At 62.6% G+C, this 21,554-nt stretch carries 23 protein-coding genes; 6 read left to right on the forward strand and 17 right to left on the reverse strand.

The window, feature by feature from the left end:
- Window positions 1-38: 38 nt before the first annotated feature.
- Window positions 39-1,118: a zinc ABC transporter substrate-binding protein gene (locus tag O4H31_RS11420; RefSeq protein ID WP_269345872.1), complete on the reverse strand. Its 1,080-nt coding sequence runs from the start codon at window positions 1,116-1,118 to the stop codon at window positions 39-41.
- An 83-nt stretch (window positions 1,119-1,201) separates the two neighbouring features.
- Here O4H31_RS11420 and O4H31_RS11425 point away from each other — a divergent pair, with 83 nt between their 5' ends.
- Genes O4H31_RS11425 through O4H31_RS11435 form a run of 3 tightly spaced genes read left to right on the forward strand, consistent with a single transcriptional unit; the run spans window position 1,202 to window position 3,235 of the window.
- On the forward strand, window positions 1,202-1,681 hold the full coding sequence (locus tag O4H31_RS11425) for a transcriptional repressor (RefSeq protein WP_269345874.1): 480 nt from the start codon (window positions 1,202-1,204) through the stop codon (window positions 1,679-1,681).
- Complete coding sequence (locus tag O4H31_RS11430; protein WP_269345876.1) at window positions 1,678-2,436, forward strand: metal ABC transporter ATP-binding protein; 759 nt, start codon at window positions 1,678-1,680, stop codon at window positions 2,434-2,436. The genes O4H31_RS11425 and O4H31_RS11430 overlap by 4 nt, the downstream gene beginning before the upstream one ends.
- Window positions 2,429-3,235: a metal ABC transporter permease gene (locus tag O4H31_RS11435; RefSeq protein WP_205570912.1), complete on the forward strand. Its 807-nt coding sequence runs from the start codon at window positions 2,429-2,431 to the stop codon at window positions 3,233-3,235. The genes O4H31_RS11430 and O4H31_RS11435 overlap by 8 nt, the downstream gene beginning before the upstream one ends.
- Window positions 3,236-3,253: 18 nt before the next feature.
- Here the strand turns inward: O4H31_RS11435 and O4H31_RS11440 are convergent, their stop codons facing one another.
- From O4H31_RS11440 to O4H31_RS11505, 14 genes are all read right to left on the reverse strand, one after another.
- Window positions 3,254-3,652, reverse strand: a complete 399-nt coding sequence (locus O4H31_RS11440) for a RidA family protein (protein WP_269345880.1) — start codon at window positions 3,650-3,652, stop codon at window positions 3,254-3,256.
- Between the two features lie 23 nt (window positions 3,653-3,675).
- Window positions 3,676-4,365 carry an ABC transporter ATP-binding protein gene (locus O4H31_RS11445; protein ID WP_269345882.1) on the reverse strand — a complete coding sequence of 230 codons (690 nt, stop codon included), beginning with the start codon at window positions 4,363-4,365 and terminating at the stop codon, window positions 3,676-3,678.
- Complete coding sequence (locus tag O4H31_RS11450) at window positions 4,362-5,117, reverse strand: ABC transporter ATP-binding protein (protein ID WP_269345883.1); 756 nt, start codon at window positions 5,115-5,117, stop codon at window positions 4,362-4,364. Before O4H31_RS11450 ends, O4H31_RS11445 begins: the two co-directional genes overlap by 4 nt.
- Window positions 5,110-6,093: a branched-chain amino acid ABC transporter permease gene (locus tag O4H31_RS11455; RefSeq protein ID WP_269345884.1), complete on the reverse strand. Its 984-nt coding sequence runs from the start codon at window positions 6,091-6,093 to the stop codon at window positions 5,110-5,112. The genes O4H31_RS11450 and O4H31_RS11455 overlap by 8 nt, the downstream gene beginning before the upstream one ends.
- Window positions 6,094-6,096: 3 nt before the next feature.
- A complete protein-coding gene (locus tag O4H31_RS11460; protein ID WP_067626265.1) occupies window positions 6,097-7,014 on the reverse strand; it encodes a branched-chain amino acid ABC transporter permease in 918 nt (305 codons plus the stop codon).
- 98 nt (window positions 7,015-7,112) lie between these two features.
- Window positions 7,113-8,258, reverse strand: a complete 1,146-nt coding sequence (locus tag O4H31_RS11465; protein WP_269345885.1) for an ABC transporter substrate-binding protein — start codon at window positions 8,256-8,258, stop codon at window positions 7,113-7,115.
- Window positions 8,259-8,345: 87 nt separating this feature from the next.
- Entirely contained in the window at window positions 8,346-9,533 is a 1,188-nt protein-coding gene (gene kynU, locus O4H31_RS11470; protein WP_269345887.1) for a kynureninase, read from the reverse strand.
- Window positions 9,534-10,361: a tryptophan 2,3-dioxygenase gene (locus tag O4H31_RS11475; RefSeq protein WP_269345889.1), complete on the reverse strand. Its 828-nt coding sequence runs from the start codon at window positions 10,359-10,361 to the stop codon at window positions 9,534-9,536.
- Window positions 10,358-11,980, reverse strand: coding sequence for an AMP-binding protein (locus O4H31_RS11480; RefSeq protein ID WP_269345891.1), 1,623 nt, complete (start codon window positions 11,978-11,980; stop codon window positions 10,358-10,360). Before O4H31_RS11480 ends, O4H31_RS11475 begins: the two co-directional genes overlap by 4 nt.
- A complete protein-coding gene (locus O4H31_RS11485; RefSeq protein ID WP_269345893.1) occupies window positions 11,977-13,128 on the reverse strand; it encodes an acyl-CoA dehydrogenase family protein in 1,152 nt (383 codons plus the stop codon). The genes O4H31_RS11480 and O4H31_RS11485 overlap by 4 nt, the downstream gene beginning before the upstream one ends.
- A 43-nt stretch (window positions 13,129-13,171) precedes the next feature.
- Window positions 13,172-13,972, reverse strand: coding sequence for an enoyl-CoA hydratase family protein (locus O4H31_RS11490; RefSeq protein ID WP_269345895.1), 801 nt, complete (start codon window positions 13,970-13,972; stop codon window positions 13,172-13,174).
- A complete protein-coding gene (locus O4H31_RS11495) occupies window positions 13,962-14,423 on the reverse strand; it encodes a MarR family winged helix-turn-helix transcriptional regulator (RefSeq protein ID WP_269345897.1) in 462 nt (153 codons plus the stop codon). The genes O4H31_RS11490 and O4H31_RS11495 overlap by 11 nt, the downstream gene beginning before the upstream one ends.
- A complete protein-coding gene (locus O4H31_RS11500; protein ID WP_269345899.1) occupies window positions 14,420-15,151 on the reverse strand; it encodes an SDR family NAD(P)-dependent oxidoreductase in 732 nt (243 codons plus the stop codon). Before O4H31_RS11500 ends, O4H31_RS11495 begins: the two co-directional genes overlap by 4 nt.
- Complete coding sequence (locus tag O4H31_RS11505) at window positions 15,148-17,439, reverse strand: bifunctional salicylyl-CoA 5-hydroxylase/oxidoreductase (protein WP_269345901.1); 2,292 nt, start codon at window positions 17,437-17,439, stop codon at window positions 15,148-15,150. The genes O4H31_RS11500 and O4H31_RS11505 overlap by 4 nt, the downstream gene beginning before the upstream one ends.
- Window positions 17,440-17,620: 181 nt before the next feature.
- On the opposite strand from O4H31_RS11505, the gene O4H31_RS11510 reads away from it, so the two are divergent.
- A complete protein-coding gene (locus tag O4H31_RS11510) occupies window positions 17,621-18,499 on the forward strand; it encodes a 2-dehydro-3-deoxygalactonokinase (RefSeq protein WP_269345903.1) in 879 nt (292 codons plus the stop codon).
- Between the two features lie 11 nt (window positions 18,500-18,510).
- Here O4H31_RS11510 and hpaR read toward each other — a convergent pair whose 3' ends face one another.
- Window positions 18,511-18,981 (reverse strand): homoprotocatechuate degradation operon regulator HpaR, encoded by a 471-nt coding sequence (gene hpaR / locus O4H31_RS11515; protein WP_236627358.1) that lies wholly within the window; start codon window positions 18,979-18,981, stop codon window positions 18,511-18,513.
- Here hpaR and O4H31_RS11520 point away from each other — a divergent pair.
- A complete protein-coding gene (locus O4H31_RS11520) occupies window positions 18,974-19,171 on the forward strand; it encodes a hypothetical protein (RefSeq protein ID WP_269345906.1) in 198 nt (65 codons plus the stop codon). The two genes, hpaR and O4H31_RS11520, sit on opposite strands and share 8 nt — an antisense overlap.
- Window positions 19,168-20,574 carry a pyridoxal phosphate-dependent decarboxylase family protein gene (locus tag O4H31_RS11525; RefSeq protein WP_269345907.1) on the forward strand — a complete coding sequence of 469 codons (1,407 nt, stop codon included), beginning with the start codon at window positions 19,168-19,170 and terminating at the stop codon, window positions 20,572-20,574. Before O4H31_RS11520 ends, O4H31_RS11525 begins: the two co-directional genes overlap by 4 nt.
- Here the strand turns inward: O4H31_RS11525 and O4H31_RS11530 are convergent.
- Window positions 20,571-21,446: a hypothetical protein gene (locus tag O4H31_RS11530; protein ID WP_269345910.1), complete on the reverse strand. Its 876-nt coding sequence runs from the start codon at window positions 21,444-21,446 to the stop codon at window positions 20,571-20,573. The genes O4H31_RS11525 and O4H31_RS11530 overlap by 4 nt on opposite strands.
- Between the last annotated feature and the right edge of the window lie 108 nt (window positions 21,447-21,554).

The following is a 21,554-nucleotide window of genomic DNA, read 5'->3' on the forward strand; positions in this document are numbered from 1 at the left end:
TTCCCCGGCTGCACCACTTTTTCGTTTCGGCGCTAGGCTCAATCCGACAGGCAAGCGGCCATGCTCTCTGCCATGCCGCGCAGCAGATCGGCATAGAGCGCAGCGCCCGGTTCCAGATCAGCCCCCAGCGGGTCGAGCGTGCCGGTCCCGGTGCCCTGCCCTTCGGTCACCGCGGCAATGAGGCCGGGGTTGAACTGCGGCTCGGCAAAGACGCATTTCGCGCCGCTCTCGGCCACCAAGTCGCGCAGTTCAGAAACCCGCGCCGCGCCGGGCGCGCGGGCGTCATTCTCGCTGATGGCGCCGCGTGCTTCAATGTCAAAACGCGCTTCGAAATAGTGGTAGGCATCATGGAAAACGATGAAGGGGCGGTCTTTGACTGGGGCGAGGGTCTCGGCGATGTCCTCTTCCAAGGCGGCAAGCTCGGTCTGCGCTGCGGCGGCGTTCTCACGGTACTGTGCAGCGTTGTCGGGGTCTAGCTCGGCAAGTGCTTCGGCGATCTGACCCAACCAAAGCTGCCCGTTCTGCGGGTCAAGCCAGACATGCGGGTCAACACCGCTATGCGCGTGAGCCCCATCATGCCCGTGATCGTCATGGTCTTCGTCAGGCGCTGGCGCGTCATGTCCTGCGTCGTCATGTCCTGCGTGACCGTGCCCGTCGTGGTCATGCTCCTCATGCGCCTCGTCACCATGGGCGTCGTGATCATCCCCCTTTTCGGGATGCTCCTCCGCCCCGTGGTCTTCATCGCCGTGAACATGGGTTTCGAATGTCGCCCCCTCACGGAACGCCAATACGCGGGTGCCCGGTTGCTCCATCAAAGCCAGATGGCTCGCGCTGCTGGCCAGAGATTCCAGCGGATCGGCCAGCCAAGGGGTCAACAACGGGCCGACCCAGACGACCAAGTCCGCCCCGCTCAGCGCCCGCGCCTCGGAAGGGCGCATCGCATAGCCATGTGGCGAACTGCGCGGCGGCACGATGAGGTCAGGCGTGCCGACCCCTTCCATCACCTGAGACACCAGCGCGTGAACCGGCGCGATATCCGTGGCGACTGCGGGCACATCCGCCCAAAGCGGCGATGCGGCAGAGGCGAGAATGGCAGCGGAGAGCGTGAAACGATACATGGCAGACCTTCAAAATGTTATAGTATCACCTTGCTAACACCGCTGTTATAACATATCAATACCCAAACGAATTGAGGTCCCCCATGAGCGCCATCGAATTTCGCGATCACGACCATGCCGCCTGTATGCGCAGCACCATGCAGGCTGCCGAAGCACAATGCGCCGCGCGCGGGCTGCGGCTGACGCCCGTACGCCGCCGCGCGCTTGAAATTCTGCTGTCAGAACACCGCGCTTTGGGCGCCTATGACCTCTTGGCCCATCTCTCGGCCGAAGGCTTGGGCGCGCAGCCCCCCGTGGCCTACCGCGCGCTAGATTTTCTGGTCAAAGCCGGGCTGGCCCATAAGATCGAAGCGCTTAACGCCTATGTCGGCTGCGTGCATCCGGGCGAAGACCACGCGCCCGCCTTCCTGATCTGCCGCAACTGCCGGTCGGTGGCAGAGGCCGAAACCTCACCCACCAAAAGCCGCCTTGGCGATGCCGCCCGCGCCGCAGGGTTTCGCATCGAGCGCAGCGTGGTCGAGGCCGAGGGTCTTTGCCCCGCCTGTCAGGAGACCGACGCATGAGCCTGATTGAGACCCGTGGCCTGACCCTGCGCCACGACGGGCAAACCGCCCTGCGCGATGTGAACTTCAACATCGAACCGGGGGAGATTGTCACCATCGTCGGCCCCAACGGATCGGGCAAGTCCAGCCTGCTGCGGGCGCTGATCGGGGCGCTGAAACCGGCGGCGGGCAAGGTGTCCCGCAAACCGGGGCTGCGCATCGGCTATGTGCCGCAAAAATTGCAGATCGATGCCACCCTGCCGCTGACCGTGCGCCGTTTCGTCAACCTGCCGCGCCGCCAAAAGCCCGAGGCGATCCGCGATGCCCTTGTCACCGCCGGCGTGCCGGAATTGGCCGAACGGCAGATGGTCGATCTTTCCGGCGGGCAGTTCCAGCGCGTGTTGCTGGCCCGTGCGCTGCTGGAAAAACCTGACCTGCTGATCCTCGATGAGGCGACCCAAGGGCTGGATCAACCCGGTTCTGCCGCCTTTTACCGCCAAATCGAAGCCGTGCGCCAAGATTTGGGCTGCGCCGTGCTGATGGTCAGCCATGATCTGCATGTGGTGATGGCCGCCAGTGACCGGGTGCTCTGCCTCAATGGCCATGTCTGCTGCGAAGGCACGCCCGAAACCGTGGCCGACGCGCCTGAATACCGCGCCCTATTCGGCAGCGGCACCCAAGGGGCGCTGGCGCTTTACCGCCATGACCATGATCACCACCACCACCATCACGGCGACGCCTGTGAAGGCCACCACCAAGAGACTGAGAATGCTTGACGATTTTATTCTGCGCGCCGCCCTCGCCGGGCTTGGCGTGGCGCTGGCCGCCGCACCGTTGGGCTGTTTCGTGATCTGGCGGCGCATGGCCTATTTCGGCGATGCCACCAGCCACGCGGCCTTGCTGGGCGTAGCCTTGGCACTGGCGACCGATCTGCCGATCACCGCGGGCGTGCTCTTGGTGGCGCTGGTGATGGCGCTGGTGATCAGCACGCTCTCGGGCCGCAATGTCAGCGCCGATGCGCTATTGGGCGTTATGGCCCATTCCGCGCTGGCGCTTGGGTTGGTGGCCGTGTCCCTGCTGCCGGGGCAGCGGGTCGATCTGTCGTCTTACCTTTTTGGAGAAATCCTCGCTGTCACCCGCTTTGACCTTGCTGTCATTTGGGGCGGTGCGCTGGCCGTGGCGCTGCTGTTGGCGTGGCGCTGGTCTGCGCTGCTGGCCGCCACGCTGAACCCCGACCTTGCCCAAGCCTCTGGCGGCAACCCAAAGCGCGAGCAGTTGATCCTGACATTGGCACTGGCGATCATGGTCGCCGTGGCGATCAAGGTCGTGGGCGCCCTGCTGATCGCCGCCATGCTGATCATCCCCGCCGCCACCGCGCGCCCCTTTGCCCGCACCCCCGAGACCATGGCAATCTGGGCCATGGGACTGGGCGCTTTGGCGGCATTGGGCGGGCTGATGGCATCACTGGAATTCGACACGCCGACGGGGCCCAGCATCGTCAGCATCGCCGCAGGTCTCTTTGCGCTGTCCTCGGCCTTTTCGGCGGCGCTTCCGGCGCTGCGCCGCCGGGGGTGACCCCGGCGGCCGGGCCGCTTAGCGGTTGATCACCGCATCGGCTTCGATCTCAAGCTTGGCGTCATCCTCGACCAATCCGGCGACGACCACCATTGCCATGGCCGGGAAATGCTTGCCCATAACCTCACGATAGGCGCGGCCCACGTCCTTTTGCGCGGCAAGGTATTCTTTCTTATCCGTCACATACCACGTCAGACGGGTGATATCTTCGGGCGTGCCGCCAGCGGCTTCGACCACCTCGCGGATGTTTTGCAACGCCTGTTTCATTTGGCCGATAAAGTCCTGGCATTCGAACTTCTGCTCGGCGGTCCAGCCGATCTGACCGCCGACGAACAGATGACCATCCGCGCTCAGCACGCCGTTTGCATAGCCCTTCGCGGGGGCCCAGCCTTCGGGCTGGATGATTTGATGCGACATGTCGTGTTCCTTTTTGTTAACAGTCACACGCCGAGAAATTGATCGGCGATATGGGAATCGAGCGCGGGCATCGGGCCAGTCCAGACCGTGCGGCCACGTTCGAGAATTACGGCGTGATCCGCCACGCGGCGCAGTTCGGCGAGGGATTTGTCCACCACCAAAAGCGCCAGCCCGCTGTCACGTTTCAACTGCGCGACGGCGGCCCAGATTTCTTGGCGCACGACGGGGGCAAGCCCTTCGGTCGCCTCATCCAGCAACAGCAGCTTCGGGTTAGTCATCAAGGCGCGGCCAATGGCCAGCATCTGCTGCTCCCCGCCCGAAAGCGAGCCCGCCGCCTGATCGCGCCTCTCGCCCAGACGGGGGAAAAGCGCCGTGACCCGCGCCTCGTCCCATGCATCCGGGCGTGCGGCAGCGATGAGGTTTTCATGCACCGTCAGCGGCGCGAAACAGCGCCGCCCCTCGGGCACCAGACCCACGCCGGCCTGCGCGGCGCGGAAACTGGGCAGACCGCCGATGTCGCGCCCATCGAAAGTCACGCTGCCACCGCTGTGTTTCAGCATCCGGCAGATCACTTTGATGGTGGAGGATTTGCCCATCCCGTTGCGCCCCATCAGCGCGCAGACCTCGCCCTCCTTCAGCGAAAGATCCACGCCAAAGAGCGCCTGCGTCGGGCCGTAGGACGCCTCGATGCCCGTGAGTTCCAGCAAGCTCATGCCGCGTCCTCCTCGCCCAGATAGGCCACGCGGACTTGCGGGTCGGCCTTGATCTCGGCCGCCGTGCCACTTGCGATGATCTGGCCGTAGACCAGCACCGAAATACGGTCTGCCAGTGCGAAGACCGCGTCCATATCATGTTCCACCAACAAGATCGGTGCCTCGGCCCGCAACCCATCAAGGAACCCGGTCAGCGCTTTCGAGCCGCCTGCCCCCAGCCCCGCCATCGGTTCGTCCATCAAAAACACCTTGGGCCGCAGGGTCAGCGCCACGGCGACCTCAAGCTGGCGACGTTGCCCATGCGACAGGTCCGCAGTGCGCTTGGCCGCGTGATCCGCGAGCCCCACCAACTCCAAGGCGCGCATTGCCTCGGCCCGCAGCTCTGCCTGTCGCATCACCGGCGCGAAGAAACGCATCACCCGGCCCGATTGCCCTAGCGCCCCCAGCACGGCGTTCTGCAGCACCGTGTATTCCATCGCCAGCGAGGAGATCTGGAACGTCCGCCCCAGCCCCGCCCGCGCACGCTGCACGGTGCTGAGCGGCGTCACGTCCTGCCCGGCGAAATGCACCGTCCCGCTGTCCGACCGCAGCCCGCCAGCGATCTGTTTGATCAGCGTCGATTTGCCTGCGCCGTTGGGGCCGATGAGCGCGTGAATCTCGCCCGGACGCAGGGTGATCGACACATCGTCGGTGGCCTTCAACGCGCCAAAGCTCTTGTGCAGGTTGCGCACATCCAAAAGCACCTCAGTCATGGGCCACCTCCCGTCCGGCGATCAGGCCGATCATGCCGCCGCGGGCGAAAAGCACCACCAGCAAGAGCAGCAGCCCCAGATAGATGTGCCAGAACTCCGACAGCCCGCCCAAAACATGCTCAAGCAAGATGAACAGCGCCGCCCCGGCCACGGGGCCAAAGAGCCGCCCCACCCCGCCAAGGATGACGAAGATCATGATCTCACCAGAGGTCTGCCACGAGAACATCGTCGGGCTGACGAAACGGTTGAGATCGGCAAAAAGCGCGCCCGCCAGCCCCGTCACCGCCCCTGAGATGACAAAGGCCACCAGCCGCAGCCGGAAGGGCGCGAGACCCACGGCTTCGACCCGCTCGGCATTCTGCCGCGCCGCCGACAGCGCAAGGCCAAAGGGCGCCCGCGCCAGACGACCCGCAAACAGCAGCACCAGCGCCAGCACCGCAAAAGCGATGGCAAAGAAAGTCAGCGGATCAAGCGTGTTCAGCCCCGGAAAGCCGTTGCGCACATAGATCGAGAGCCCGTCCTCGCCGCCATAGGCGGGCCATGAGATCGAAAAGTAGAACAGCATCTGCCCGAAGGCGAGCGTGACCATGATGAAATAGACGCCCGAGGTGCGCAAAGACAGCGCCCCGATCAGCAACGCGGCAAGGCCAGAGACCACAATCGCCACCAGCCAGATCACCGGCATCGACTTAGTGCCTTCGATCAGAAATGGGCTCTCCATGATCGGCGTGTAGCTCTGCGCATGGGCGGCGAGAATGCCCATGGCATAGCCGCCGATCCCAAAGAATGCCGCATGGCCAAAGCTCACCAGCCCGCCGAGGCCGAGCGCGATGTTCAGCCCCACCCCCGCGAGGGCGAGGATCGCCGCCTTGGTCGCCAATGTGATGATAAACGGCTCATCCAACGCGAAAGCCGCCAGCGCCGTCACCGGCAGCAGCAGAAAGAGAATGAGGTTTACGAGTTTTTCGCGCATCATGGCTCAGGCCTCCCCAAAGAGGCCGGTGGGTTTGAACAGCAAGACCCCCGCCATCAGAATGTAAATCGACATGGAGGCGAGCGAGGAGCCGACAGAAGTGGCCGCAGAGGCCTCCATGAAGTTGGCAAAAAAGAGCGGCAGCAGGACAGAGCCAAGCGTGTCCGTCAGCCCCACCAGCAGCGCCCCGATCAGCGCGCCCTTGATCGAGCCGATGCCGCCGATAACGATCACCACGAAGGCAAGGATCAACACCGGCTCCCCCATGCCCACCTGCACCGACTGGATCGCGCCGACCAGCGCACCGGCAAGCCCCGCCAGCGCCGCACCGAGTGCGAAGATCAGCGTGTAGAGTTTGGCGATATCGACCCCAAGCGCTGCGATCATTTCACGGTCGGCCTCACCTGCGCGGATCTGGATGCCAATGCGCGTGCGGGCGATCAGCAGAAACAGACCTGCAGCAATCACCAGACCGACGCCGATGATGACAAGGCGGTAGAGCGGATACTGGATGCCGCCCGGCAGGGTCACAGGCCCCGCCAGCGCGGAAGGAATGTCGAGAAACAGCGGGAAGGAGCCAAAGAGAAACCGTGTGCCTTCTGAAAAAATCAGGATCAGCGCAAAGGTCGCCAACACTTGGTCAAGGTGGTCGCGGTCATAGAGCCTGCGGATCACCGTCATCTCGATCAGGCAGCCCGCCAGCGCCGCCGCGGCCAAGGCCGCCACCAATGCCAAGAGGAACGACCCCGTCGCCGCCGCAACCGCCGCGGCGGCAAAGGCACCGACCATGTAGAGCGAGCCATGGGCGAGGTTAATGAGCCCCATGACCCCGAAGATGAGCGTGAGCCCCGCAGCCATCAAAAACAGCATGACCCCGGATTGGACTCCGTTCAGCACCTGTTCAATCAGCAAGATGAGTGACATTTGGCAAAGCCTCCCGGCGCGCCGGACGCGAGGACCGGCGTGAAAGCGTTGATACGTCGGCCCCGGCGCGCCAAATCAGCGCCCGGGGCCGCGCGGGATTACATTTTGCAGTCAGCCGCGTAGGCATCCGCGTGATCGGTCAACGAGGGGCCGATCAGCTTGTTGGTATAGACATCACCCTCTTTGACCACTTCGCGCACGTAGTAGTCTTGGATCGGGTGGTTGTTGTTACCAAACGAGAATTTGCCCCGCACGCTATCGAAATCAGCCTCTTTCAGCGCCGCACCAAAGGCTTCGGCATCCGACACATCCGCCTTCTCCATCGCGCTCAGCAGCAGGTTCGCGGTGTCATAGCCCTGACTGGCGTAGAGCGACGGCAGACGGTCGTACTCTTCTTGAAAGGCTTCGACGAAGGTCTTGTTGGCTTCGTTATCGAGATCCTTGTTCCACTGGCTGGTGTTCTTGATCCCAAGAGCGGCCTCGCCCACGGCCTGCAAGATGCCTTGGTCAAAGCTGAAGGCCGGACCCACGACGGGCAGATCAACCCCCGAGTTGGCATATTGCTTGAGGAAGGAAATCCCCATCCCGCCGGGCAAAAAGAAGAACACGCTGTCAGCGCCCGAGGCACGGATCTGCGCGATCTCGGCGGCATAGTCGGTTTGGCCCAGATCAGTATAGACCTCGCCTGCCGCTGCACCGTCATAGGTCCGTTTGTAGCCCGTCAGCGCGTCCTTGCCCGCAGGATAGTTCGGCGCCAGCATAAAGGTGTTTTCATAGCCCGTGTCATTGGCATAAGCGCCCGCCGCTTCGTGCAGGTTGTCGTTCTGCCATGCCACGTTGAAGTAAAGCGGATTGCAGCCCTTGCCCGCCAATGCCGAAGGGCCCGCGTTTGGCGAGAGGTAGAATTTGCCCTGCGCCGTCGCCGCGGGCACCACGGCCATGGCGAGGTTGGACCAGATGATGCCGGTCATCACGTCGACCTTCTCGGACTGGATCATCTTGTCGGCCAGTTGCACTGCGATCTCGGGCTTGCGCTGGTCGTCTTCGATCACAACCTCAAGGTTCTCGTTCCCGGCCATCTTTGTGGCCAGCATAAAGCCATCGCGCACGTCAATGCCAAGGCCCGCGCCGCCGCCCGAGAGGGTGGTGATCATGCCGACCTTCACCTTGCCCTCTTCGGCCCATGCGCCGCTTGCCGCCAGTGCCGCGACCGAGGCCGCCATCACGAGTGATTTCATCTTCATTTCATTCTCCCTTGGTTGGTTTGGGCCTCTTTACCGGGCCCGTTCAATTGGGTCGTCTTGCCAGCTTAGCGCCTGCGCCTGATGCTGTCAGGTCACCCGCGCGCGGGTCTTGTATTTTTCGTTATCCCAGAGACGGTTCTCCATCACTTCGCGGATAATCGCGACCGCTTTGGAGACATCTTCGGCGTCGATATAAAGCGGAGTAAAGCCAAAACGCATGATGTCGGGCGCGCGGAAATCGCCAATCACGCCACGGTCGATCACCGCCTGCATCGCGGCATAGCCATCCTCAAAGCGGAACGACACCTGACTGCCCCGCTCGGCGCTGTTGCGTGGGCTGGCCAGCGTCAGCTGCGGCACGTCACGCTCAATCTCTTCGATGAACTGCTCTTGCAGCGCGATAGAGGCCGCGCGCAGTTCTTGCATGTCCACATCCGCCCAAAGCTCCATCGCCACTTCGAGCGCGGTCAACTGGATCACCGGCGGGGTGCCGACGCGCATCCGCTCGATCCCCTGTCCGGGCTGGTAGCTCTGCTCAAAGGCGAAGGGCTGACGGTGCCCCAGCCAACCGGCCAGCGCAGGTTGCACGTGGTCGGCCAAATCGGGGCGGACATAGATGAAGCCCGGCGCACCCGGCCCGCCGTTGAGATACTTGTAGGTGCAGCCCACCGCGAACTCGCAATTGCTGCCCGCAAGGTCCACCGGCAGCGCCCCCGCCGAATGGGCCAGATCCCAGATCATCACCGCGCCATTGGCATGGGCCAATTCGGTGATCGCCTTCATGTCGTGCCTGCGCCCGGTGCGGTAGTCGACCTCGGTCAGCATCACCGCGGCGATGTCTTCGCCGATCGCCTCGGTCACCTCATCGGGCGCCACGGTGCGCAGCTCATAGCCCTGTTCCAAGAGGCCCACCAGCCCCTCGGCCATATAGAGGTCCGACGGGAAGTTGCCGCAGTCCGACAGGATCACCTTGCGGTTCGGGCGCAGCTTCAGCGCCGAGGCCAGCGCCTGAAAAACCTTGATCGACAGGGTGTCGCCCATCACAACCGAGCTTTCTGGCGCGCCAACGATCCCGGCAACCATGTTGCCAACGCGGGCGGGCTGTTCCATCCAACCGGCTTGGTTCCAGCCGCGGATCAACATCTCACCCCATTCAGCAGTGATCATCTCCTGCACCCGCGCGGCGGCGGCCTTGGGCAATGGCCCCAGCGAATTGCCGTCGAGGTAGATAACACCGTCAGGCAGGATGAACTGATCTTTTTTCAAAACAGACACTTACAGTGCTCCTCTCACATGCCAAAGCTCGGGGAAAAGCTCCACCTCAAGCATTTTGCGCAAATAGGTCACCCCAGCGGTGCCCCCGGTGCCGCGCTTGAAACCGATGATACGTTCCACGGTGGTCACGTGGTTGAACCGCCAGCGCCGGAAGTAGTCTTCGAGATCGACCAGCTTTTCCGCCAATTCGTAGATTTCCCAATGGGTTGTCGGGTCTTCATAAACCTGTTTCCATAGGCTTTGAACCTCGGCCTTTGGCTGCCAAGCCTGCGGCTCGGGGCTGCCGGCAAGCGACGGCTCCCCCAGCCGCGTGCAAAGCAGATCAATCGCCACCTGATAGAGGCTCGGCTGCTGCATCTCCGCCACCAGCGCCGCATGGGGTTCGGGCGTATGTTCATGCAGTTTGGTCAGCGCCGCGATCCGGTTGCCCAGCAGGTATTCGATCAGACGGTACTGGTAGGACTGAAACCCAGAAGAGGCACCAAGGTGCGGACGGAACTGGGTATATTCGCTTGGCGTCATGGTTCGCAACACGTCCCAAGCCGAATTAAGCTGCTCGAAGATACGTGCCACACGGGTCAACATCTTGAAACTCTGGCGCATTTCCCCGGCCTGAAGCGCCTTTCGGCAGGCGGTCAACTCATGGATTCCCAGTTTCATCCATAGCTCCGAAGTCTGGTGCTGGATGATAAAAAGCAGCCCGTCATGCGCCATGTCGAGCGGGTTCTCGGTGGTCAGGATTTGGTCCAGGCCGAGGTAATCGCCATAGGACTTGTCCTTGGCGAAATCCATCTTAGCGCCTTTGGAGGCTTCGTCGAAACTGCTCATGTATCCTCTCTCAGCGCGAAACGCTGGATCTTGCCGGTCGCGGTTTTGGGCAGTTCTTTGATGAAACGAATGTCGCGCGGGTATTTATAGGGTGCGATGGTCGCCTTAACATGATCCTGCAATAGCTTGATAGTATTGGCGTCTTCGGGCGTTCCGTCAACCAGAACCACATGCGCCTGAACGATAGAGCCGCGCGCGTCATCCGCGGCGGCCACCACCCCGCATTCGCTGACACAAGGATGGCTCAACAGCGCCGCCTCGACCTCCGGCCCGGCGATATTGTAGCCAGAACTGATGATCATATCGTCGTTGCGGGCGGCGAAATGCAGATAGCCGTCCTCGTCCATGGTGAAACTGTCGCCGGTAATGTTCCACCCGTCCTTGACATAATCCGCCTGCCGCTTGTCGCCCAGATAGCGGCAGCCGATTGGGCCCCGCACGGCCAGACGGCCCACCTCGCCGCGCGGCACCTCGTTTCCGTCAACATCGATCACCCGCGCTTCATAGCCCGTGACGGGCTTGCCGGTGCAAGCGGCGCGGTGGTCGTCAAAGCGGTTCGAGATGAAGATATGCAGCATTTCCGTCGCGCCGATGCCGTCAAGCATGGGTTTACCGGTCTTTTCCTGCCATTCGTGATAAACTGGTGCGGGCAGCGTCTCTCCGGCGGAAACGGCGGCACGCAGGCTGCTGAGGTCCGCGCCCTCTTCCATCGCCTGCAACATCGCGCGATAGGCGGTCGGCGCGGTGAAACAGACGGTGGCTTTGTACTTCTCGATGATCTCGATCATGTTGGGCGGGCTTGCGGTTTCCAAAAGCGTCGCGGCGGCCCCGAAGCGCAGCGGGAAAACCGCGAGGCCACCAAGGCCAAAGGTAAAGGCCAAGGGCGGCGACCCGACGAAAACATCCCGTGGCGTAACGTTCAGCACTTCGCGCGCATAGCCATCTGCGATGATCAGAAGGTCGCGATGAAAGTGCATTGTTGCCTTAGGGTTACCCGTCGTTCCTGAAGTAAATCCAAGCAGCGCCACATCGTCCTGCGCGGTGTCCACCGGATCGAACTGCACCGGTTTTTCCAGCGCCAGACGGTCCAATTCGGCGTCGTGGTTGCTGGTGCCGTCAAAGCCCCCGACCGTTTTGAGGAATTTGGAGGTTTTGGCGCAGGCCGTCATCTCATCCATCAGCCGCGTGTCGCAGAGTGCGTGGGTGATCTCGGCCTTGTCGACGATGGCCGCAAGCTCGCCCGCGCGCAGCATCGGCATGGTGTTGACCACCACCGCCCCCGCCTTGGTCGCCGCCAACCAGCAGGCCACCATCGCAGGATTGTTGGCCGAGCGGATCAACACCCGGTTGCCGGGTTTCACGCCCAGATCCTCAACCAGCGCAACGGCCAGACGGTTGGTCCAGTCCGACAACTCCTTGTATGTGCGCCGGCGCCCGTTGCCGATCAGCGCCGTGTGATCGCCAAATCCCTTTTCCACCATCTTGTCAGTGAGTTCGACGCCGACGTTCAGGCGCTCGGGATAGTCGAAACGCTCCAGCAGAAGGTCCGGCCACTGGTCGAAAGGCGGCAGGTTATCGCGGGCGAAGGTGTCTTCATGTCCGGTCGGGTGCAGCTTCATGACATGGCTCCCAAAGTCTGGCGGGCGATGACTACACGTTGCACGTCCGACGCGCCCTCGTAAATGCGCAAGGCCCTGATTTCGCGGTAAAGTCGCTCTACTGCCTCGCCATTGCGCACGCCGTCGCCACCGTGCAATTGAACGGCCTTATCGATCACCTTTTGCGCCTGATCCGTGGCGAAAAGCTTGGCCATCGCCGCCTCGCGGGTGACGCGCGGTGCGCCGCTGTCTTTGGTCCAAGCGGCGCGGTAAACCAACAAAGCGGCAGCATCGACGTCAAGCGCCATGTCCGCGATATGGCCCTGCACCATCTGCAATTCGCTCAAAGGAGCACCCTGTACCCGGCGGCTGGTGACGCGCAAAAGCGCTTCGTCCAGGGCACGGCGGGCAAAGCCGAGGGCGGCGGCGGCGACGGTGGAGCGGAAGACATCCAACACCGACATGGCTATGGCAAAGCCGCGGCCCGCCTCGCCCAGAAGCGCCGATCCGGGCAGTTTCACGCCATCAAAATGCAAGGTGGCCAGTGGATGCGGCGCCATAACCTCTAGCCGTTCCTCAACCCTAAGCCCCGGCGTGTCGGCGGGCACGATGAAGGCCGACAACCCCTTGGCGCCCGGTGCCTCTCCGGTGCGGGCGAACACGGTGTAGACATCCGCGATGCCGCCGTTGGAAATCCACGTCTTGCGTCCGTCGAGCACATAGCCGTTGCCGTTTGGCGTGGCCGTCATCGTCGAGTTTGCAACGTCTGAGCCGGACTGCGGCTCGGTCAGGGCAAAGGCTGAAATCGCCTGTCCCGAACGGGTCTTGGGCAGCCATTCGGCCTTTTGCTCATCACTCCCGAAAAGCGAGATCGCACCGGTGCCAAGCCCTTGCATAGCAAAGGCAAAATCCGCCAATCCGTCGTGACGCGCCAGCGTTTCGCGGATCAGGCAAAGGCTGCGCACATCAAGCACCTCGTCCCCCTCCGCGCCGCTGTGGCGCAGCCAGCCGTCTTGGCCCATCATCGTCACCAGATCGCGGCAGGCCCCATCGGTGTCACCGTGATCCACGTTCTTCAACTCGCGTGCCGCCCACCCGTCCAGAGCCAGCGCCAGCTCCTTGTGGCGTGGCTCAAAAAAGGGCCAGTCGAGAAAACTTTTGTCAGCCATGGTTTACGCCTCCCCGCGTGTTTATCTTTTGGCTATTCGTGGCTCAGTCCCCTTCGAAGACCGGGCGTTCCTTGGCGACGAAAGCGTTGTAGGCGCGTTCAAAATCGCCCGTTTGCATGCAGATCGCCTGTGCTTGCGCCTCGGCTTCGATCGCTTGTTCGATGGACATCGCCCATTCTTGGGCCAGCATCGTCTTGGTCATCATATGCGCGAAGTTCGGGCCGGCTTGGATTTTCTGCGCTAGTTTAAGCGCCTCATCTTCCAGCGTCTCACCTGTCACCAGCCGGTTGTAAAACCCCCAGCGTTCCCCTTCTTCGGCAGACATGGCGCGCCCGGTGTAGAGCAGTTCGGCCGCCCGTGTCTGGCCGATGATGCGCGGCAGGATCGCGCAGGCGCCCATGTCGCAGCCGGCAAGTCCCACGCGGGTGAACAAAAAGGCCGTCTTGGCCTCAGCCGTTGCCAGCCGCAGGTCCGAGGCCATGGCGATGATCGCGCCCGCGCCCACGCAGACGCCATCGACGGCGGCAATGACCGGCTTGCCACAGTTCACAATGGCCTTGACCAAATCGCCGGTCATACGGGTGAAACGAAGCAGTTCCTTCATGTTCATCCGGGTCAAAGGCCCAATGATATCATGCACATCGCCGCCAGAGCTAAAGTTACCACCATTGGAGCCAAAGATCACCACATCGACGTCATCGGCATAGACCAGATCACGGAACCAGTCGCGCAATTCAGCGTAGCTGTCGAAAGTCAGCGGGTTCTTGCGGTCAGGCCGGTCAAGCCGCACGGTGGCGATCCGGTTTTTGATTTCACATTGGAAATGCGTCACATCACTGCGCATTGGCTTTTTCCTTTTCTTCCGTTTGGGCGGCGAAAGCCTGCAAGCGGGCCGCCATGGCGCGGGCTTCCTCAGAGGAGATTCCGCGCAGTTTTTCGTTGATCCAGTCTTCATGCGCCTGCGCTTGGCGGGCGAATTGCGCCGTGCCCGCGGGGGTTAAGCGCAGCATCATCGCGCGGCGGTCACCGGGGACCGGGATGCGTTCGACCAGCCCCTCCTCGCTCAGACGATCAGCGATGCCGGTGACATTGCCGTTAGACACGCGCAGCACGCCCGAAAGCTGGCTCATCTTTAGCCCTTCGGGATGGCGCGAGAGGGCCGACATCACGTCGAACCGCGGCAACGTCGTGTTATGTTCGCGCCGCAGCGTATCGCGCAACTCTTGCTCCAACCCGCGCACGACTTTCAGCAGCCGCAGCCAGAGGCGCACGCGATCCTTGGCCACGTTGCTCATACTTCGCCCCCCGATAGCGCGAGCGCGTGGCCGTTGACCGACGCCGCGGCGTCCGACAGCAGGTAGAGCACAGCGCCGGCGACCTCGGAGGTTTCGACAAAGCGGTTCTGCGGGCTGGCGCGTTTGAGCAAGGCGCGGGCCTCCTCGGCGCTTTTGCCGGTGGTACTGGTGATATTCTCGACCGAGCGATCTAGCAGCGGCGTGTCGATGAAACCGGGGCAGATCGCGTTCACGGTGATGCCCGTGCGGGCCAGTTCCAGCGCCAGCGCGCGGGTCAGGCCGACGACCCCATGTTTCGCCGCGACATAGCCCGCAACGTAAGGATAGCCCTTGAGCCCCGCGGTGGAGGCCACGGCGATCAAACGCCCCTGCCCGGCGTCTTTCATCTCTGAAAGCGCGGCCTGCCAGACGTTGAAGACGCCGGTGACGTTCACCACCATCATATCATTCATGTCCTGTGCGGTGATCTTGTGGAAGGGCGCGGAATGCGCCGCGCCCGCATTGGCGATGACGCCGGTGATGGGGCCATTCTCGGCGCGGGCGGCGGCAAAGGCCGCCTGCACGGCTTCCGCATCGGTCACGTCGCAGGTCTGGAACGGCAGGCCCTGCTCGCGCAGCGGCCCCTCGCGGCGGCCCATGATGGTGACCTTGGCGCCGGTTTTGGCCACCGCATGGGCGATCTCGGCCCCAACGCCAGTGCCGCCGCCGGTGATAACGATATGGCTCATACTTTCTCCATCTCCGCCGCGCGGTCTGCCAGACGCCATGCCTGATCGCGGCCCGGGCCGTAGGGCAGCGGCCAATCGGCGTGGCGGTCGCCGATGGCGGCCGCGGCGTGCAGGGTCCAATAGGGATCGGCCAGATGTGGCCGGGCAAGGCAGACCAGATCGGCACGCCCCGCCATCAGGATCGAGTTCACGTGGTCGGCCTCATAGATGTTGCCCACGGCCATGGTCTTGATACCGCCATCGTTGCGGATGCGGTCGCTGAAAGGGGTCTGGAACATGCGGCCATAGACGGGCTTGGCCTGTTTCGAGGTCTGGCCTGCCGAGACATCGATGATATCGGCCCCCGCCTCACTGAACATACGAGCGATTTCAACGGCTTCGTCGGGGGTCACGCCGTCTTCTTCGACCCAGTCGTTGGCCGAAATACGCACCGCCATCGGCTTGCCCTCGGGCCAAGCGTCGCGCATCGCTTTGAAGACCTCCAGCGGGTAGCGCATGCGGTTTTCAAGACTTCCGCCGTACTCATCGTCGCGCTGGTTCGACAGCGGCGAGATGAAGGACGAGATCAGGTAGCCGTGTGCCGCATGCAGTTCGACCATGTCGAAGTTGGCGCGCTCGGCCATGCGGGTGGCTTCGACGAATGCGTCGCGGATCACGTCCATGTCTGCGCGCGTCGCCGCTTTGGGCAGGGCATTGTTTTCCGACCACGGGATCGCGGAAGCCGAGATGATGTCCCAGTTGCCCGCTTTCAGCGGCGCGTCCATTTCTTCCCAACCCAGTTGGGTCGAGCCTTTGCGGCCCGAGTGCCCGATCTGGCAGCAAATCTTCGCCTCGGTCTCGGCATGAACAAAATCGGTCAGGCGTTTCCACGCGGCCTCGTGCTCAGGCGCATAAAGGCCCGGACAGCCCGGCGTGATGCGGCCCTCGGGCGAGACGCAGGTCATCTCGGTATAGACCAGCCCCGCGCCGCCCTTGGCGCGTTCGGCGTAATGCACGAAATGCCAGTCGGTCGGGCAGCCGTCGATGGCCTTGTACTGCGCCATGGGCGAGACGACGATGCGGTTTTCAAGCTTCATGTCGCGCAGCTGGAACGGCGCAAACATCGGCGCGCGCACCGGGCCATTGCTGTCGGCGCCCGCTTGATCCAGGAACCATCTCTCGGCCCCCTCAAGCCACTTGGGGTCACGTTCGCGCAGGTTCTCGTGGCTGATCCGCTGGCTGCGGGTCAGCATGGAGTAGTTCAACTGCACCGGGTCCAGATCGAGGTAACGCTCAACATCCTCGAACCATTCTACCGAGTTGCGCGCCGCCGATTGCAGGCGCAGCACTTCAAGGCGGCGGGCTTCTTCGTATTTCTCGAACGCCGTGGTCAGGTCTGTGTCGTCGCTGACATGTTTCGCCAGCGAGATCGCAGATTCCAGCGCCAGTTTCGTGCCCGACCCGATCGAGAAATGCGCCGTGGCCGAGGCATCGCCCAAAAGCACAACATTCTCGTGGCTCCATTTCTCGCAGAGGACGCGGGGGAACTTTATCCAAGCCGAGCCACGGATGTGGCTGGCGTTGGTCATCAGTTTGTGGCCGTCGAGGTGGTCTTTGAAGATATCCTCGCAGATCGCGATGGTCTCTTCTTGGGTCTTTTCGCCAAAGCCGTAGGCGTCGAAAGTCTCTTGACTGCATTCCACGATGAATGTCGCCGTGTCTTTGTCGAACTGATAGGCGTGGACCCAGATCCAGCCCTTGTCTGTCTTTTCAAAGATAAAGGTAAAAGCGTTGTCAAATTTCTGATGCGTGCCGAGCCAGACGAAGGGGCAGCGGCGCACGTCGATGTCTGGCTTGAAGGTTTCTTCGAATTCCATCCGGGTTTTGGAGTTCAGACCGTCGGAGGCGACCACCAAATCGTAGTCGTCCATGTATTCGGAGGCATCCTTGACCTCGGTCTCGAACTGCAGGTTCACGCCCAACGCGCGCGCCCGTTCTTGCAAGATCAGCAGCAGCCGCTTGCGCCCAATACCGCAGAAACCATGGCCGGTGCTGTGGCTCACGTTGCCCTTGTGGTGCAGGGCGATATCATCCCAATAGGCGAAATGGCTGCGGATTTCGCGTGCCGAGACGGGGTCGTTAACCTCAAGATTGTCCAGCGTTTCATCCGACAGCACAACGCCCCAGCCGAAGGTGTCATCGGCGCGGTTGCGTTCCAGCACCGTCACATCGGCCTCGGGCTGGCGCAGTTTCAGCGAAATCGCGAAGTACAGCCCCGCAGGACCGCCGCCAAGACAGATTGCACGCATCGAAATTCCCCTCTGGTTCGCTTTGGAACGGAGCCTAGGCTGAGTCGCTTTTTCGTTCAAGGATAAATATTTTAGGCTTGAAGTAATTAGGCAGTCTCACGGCTGACAGGGCATCGGACGCATTGAACCCGCAGCCCACAGGGCCTATGCCAGACGGAAATTCACGACGAGAGGCGGTGCGATGACCGATGTAAGCAAAGCAGACTGGCTGGCGGTTGAGGTCCAAGACGCGCGGTTGCAGGTCTGGGCGATGCAGGGCGGATCGGCGCTAGAGACCGCCACGGCGGAGTGCGACCCGGCGGGCCTGACCAGCGCCTCGGCCTTTGACGCCGCGCTCAAGACACTCACCGCGCCGTGGCAATTGCCGCGTTTGCCGGTCTTCGTGGCGGGCCTGCCCGTAGGCTGGACCGACGCCGCGCCCCGCATGGTGCCCTGCACCGCCGCTGCCGAAAGTGCGACGCCTCTCCCCACAGAAAACTTCGACATTCAGGTCATCCCCGCCCTGCAGCAGCAAAGCCCTAGCGGGCTGCTACAAGGGGCCGAGACACGGATCGCCGGCTTTCTGAGCCTCAATAAAGACTGGGACGGGGTGATCTGTTTGCCGGGCGCGACTTCGGTCTGGGCGCAGATCAGCGCGGGCGAAGTGGTGAGCTTTCAGACTTTCCTGACCGGGGAATTGCTGGACCTTTTGGGCGACGGCACCCCAGCCGAGGGCACGGCGCTGGACGACACGGCTTTTGACGATGCGCTTAGCGATGGGCTGTCGCGGCCCGAGCGGCTGGCGGGGCGTTTGGCCTCCATCCGGGCTGATCTGGCTTTGAAGGATATCCCGCCGCCCACGGCAGAGGCGCGGTTAGCTGGCACGCTGATCGGCGCGGAACTTGCGGCGGCGCGGGCCTATTGGCTGGGCCAAACGCTGGCGGTGATCGGCACGGGCGGCGCGGCGCAGCTTTACTTGCGGGCCCTGACCCAACAGGGTGCACCAGCGACAGAGGCCGAGGGCAGCCGCATGGCGCTGGCCGGAATTTGCGCGGTGCGGCGGGCAGTAAAGGGGGGCTAACCCCCTACGCGTCAGTCTTTCTTTGGACCGTCAGTCTTTTTCTGCATGTCCAGATTAACGAGGTCTTCGAGCATATCCAGCAGGTCTTCCATCCGCTGCTTGCCGAAACGGGCTTCGAAATCCGAAAACAACGCGGCGGCGTCGCCCGCGTGGTCTTGCAGCACCTGCTGGCCCTGATCGGTGATCGTGACGATAGATTTGCGCCCGTCGTCGGGATCACTGGCACGGCTTAGCAGACCTTCTTGCTCCATCGCGCGCAGCATGCGGGTCAGGCTCGGCAGCAACAAACAGGCTTGCTGCGCCAGTGCTGTCTGCTCCATGGGGCCAGATTCCTCGACGACGCGCAACACGCGAAACTTCTGTTCCGAGATGCCGCTTTCGTTCAGGATTTCCCGGATCGGCCCCATCACCCTTTCCCGCGCGCGCAAAAGCGCAATCGGAAGGGAGCGGGCAGTGCGGCGCAGGGGGGGCATTGTGGCCATTCTTGACGGTTTCCTGATCGCTACTTACCAAGTCAAAGAGCGCCCAAAAGGGCGTGACGATCACCATAACCGCTGCGGCATCATTCTTGAAGAGGCCAAGCCGCGCGGAACAACAGTGAGACAATACAACAACATGGGGCAGGAAATGCGGATGACAACCAGAATTAAAACCGACAGGAGCCGCGCATGAACTGGGAGGATTTCCGACAGTGGGGCCGCCGTGCGGCCGATTGGGCCGCAGACTACCACGCGGGCCTGCGCAATGAACCCGTCCGCGCGCAGGTCGCCCCCGGTGATGTGCTCTCTGCCCTGCCCGATGCGCCGCCCGAGGGGGCCGAGGCGATGCAGGCAATTTTTGACGATTTCGAGCAGACCATCATGCCCGGCATGACCCATTGGCAGCACCCCCGTTTCTTTGCCTATTTCCCGGCCAATGCCGCGCCTGTCTCGGTGCTGGCAGAATATTTCGTCTCAGCCATCGCGGCGCAGTGTATGCTGTGGCAGACCTCTCCGGCGGCGACAGAGCTGGAAACCCGCGTCTGCGATTGGATGCGCCAAGCGATCGGTCTGCCCGATGGGTTCACCGGCGTGATCCAAGACAGCGCCAGTTCCGCCACGCTTTGTGCCGTGCTGACGATGCGCGAACGCGCGCTTGATTGGCAGGGCAACAAAGCAGGTCTGTCGGGCCAGCCGCGCCTGCGGGTCTATTGCTCGGCAGAGGTGCACACCTCTGTCGACCGCGCCATTTGGATTGCGGGGCTGGGCGAAGAGAACCTTGTGCGCATCCCTACCCACGGCCCAAGCCGCGCGATGGATGCCGATGCCTTGCGCGCCGCCATCGCCGCCGACCGCGCGGCGGGGCATCTGCCTGCGGGCATCATCGCCTGCACCGGCGGCACCAACGCGGGGGCCAGCGATGATATCGCCGCCGTGATGGATGTGGCCGAGGCCGAGGGGCTCTATACCCATGTCGATGCCGCTTGGGCCGGATCGGCGATGATCTGCCCTGAGTTCCGCGGCCTCTGGGCCGGGGTCGAGCGGGCCGATTCCGTGGTCATGAACCCACATAAATGGCTCGGCGCGCAGTTCGATTGCACCACTCATTTCTTGCGCAATCCCGACGATTTGGTCCGCACATTGGCGATCCAGCCGGAATACCTGAAAACCCACGGCGCGGATGGGATCGTGAACTATTCCGAATGGTCGGTCCCACTGGGCCGTCGCTTCCGGGCACTGAAACTATGGTTCCTGATCCGTGCCCATGGGCTGGAAGGGCTGCGCGAGATGATCCGCAACCATGTGACATGGGCGCAGGACTTGGCCGCACGGCTGGAGGCGACGAAGGGTTTTGAGATCGTGACCGCGCCAATGCTCTCCCTCTTCACCTTCCGCCACCTCGCGACCGCAGACCTTGATGCGCATAACCAAGACCTGCTCAATCGCATCAACGACGATGGGCGGATCTACCTGACCCAGACCCGCATCGACGGGGCCTTGGTGATCCGCTTTCAGGCAGGTGCCTTCACCGCCACGGCCGAGGATGTGGCCATGGCCTATGACGTGATCACCGAATTGGCCGCCGCTGGCACTTAGGGCGCGATCAGACTGACGCCCGGCATGGCGCGGATGATTTCGACATCCGCGTCATAAAGTGCCGTCATCCGCTCGACCAATTCCTCGGTCCAGCCGGGCATGTCGAGTTCTTCTTCGATCTCTTCTTCCAGCGCGTATTTATCGAGAAACGCCGTGATCACACGCCGTTTCTGCGCCTCGGACATCTCCGGATGGGTGTCGAGATAGCTGCGGAACCGGCGCATCCCCTCTTCGGACATGATGGCGTGCAGCAGATCAAAGCCGCCTTTGATCTTGGTCTCCGGCTCCAATCCGGCCATCTCGCGGATGATCTGCGCCCAGATCAGCGGCGTGTCTTCGTTGCACCAGACCGTGATCGGAATGCCCGGCGCCGCTTCGCGCATTTGAGCAATCGTCTCAGACCAGCGCAGGTCTTCCGGCCCCCGCTCCCCCCAGAAGGCCGCCGAAGTCTTGTCGGCCGCTTTGTCATAGAGCACCGGCACCAGCGACGCGGGGTTTCGGATCGCCATAAAGATGCGAATCTCATCCTCGGGGAACAGCTGCGCCATGCGCAACATCCGAACGGCAGCGGCGGGATAGAGCACCCCTTCTTGCAGGGCCGTGGCGGGCGAGCGAAAGAAGTTCGCATCCGACAGGATCACCCGGCTGGCTGTCCCCTCATCGAGAATCGCATCAAGCAAAACATCCCGCGCCACCTCAGAAGGCTCTGCCTTGTGCATCGCGTTGAGCGTATCGCGAAACAGATTGCGATAGGTGCTGGGCCCGGGCACTTTGACGCCGATTTTGGCAAAGTCATCCTGATTGCGCAGCAGGCATTTCAGCAGCCGCTCGTCTTCCGTGAAATGAACACCTGTGTGCAAAACGAGCTGCATGATACTCTGCTCAACCTTGAAAATCTTGGCGTTGAATAGCCCGTCCCGCGCCGCGTGTAAAATCCGAAAGAAACTCTCATTTCCCCTCTTGCACCCCCCGCGCCATTT

It is taken from the genome of Sulfitobacter dubius (assembly GCF_027214245.1).
Lineage (GTDB): Bacteria > Pseudomonadota > Alphaproteobacteria > Rhodobacterales > Rhodobacteraceae > Sulfitobacter > Sulfitobacter dubius_A.